Here is a 281-nt window from a genome sequence, read left to right on the forward strand (position 1 = left end):
ATGAAAAGGAACCCCCGAATGCAGGGCTCAAACCATGGATGGCCGTAGCAGGCAATCCAGAAATTTTTGTTGCCGGTTTAGGTTTTCTTGACGGGACCGATCGATCGCAAGCCCATCAGGTCACGGACTTGCGTCCGTAAGGGATCTTCAGCCATGCACGCTCATGAAAATAATAGAGCAGCTACTTGGTGAAGACCTCCGTCACCCCGATGGCGGCCGCAAGCTTGATGCTTCCGGTCACCACCAGCGAGATGATCATCGTATCGATAGTGCCGGTCACG

Annotated in this window: 1 protein-coding gene; it reads right to left on the reverse strand. The window is 53.7% G+C overall.

The window, feature by feature from the left end:
* Nucleotides 1-181: 181 nt before the first annotated feature.
* A complete protein-coding gene (locus X742_RS1000000176380) occupies nucleotides 182-280 on the reverse strand; it encodes a DUF2061 domain-containing protein (protein WP_280800215.1) in 99 nt (32 codons plus the stop codon).
* Nucleotide 281 lies beyond the last annotated feature (1 nt).

Origin of the sequence: Mesorhizobium sp. LNHC229A00 (assembly GCF_000502415.1) — a bacterium.
Lineage (GTDB): Bacteria > Pseudomonadota > Alphaproteobacteria > Rhizobiales > Rhizobiaceae > Mesorhizobium.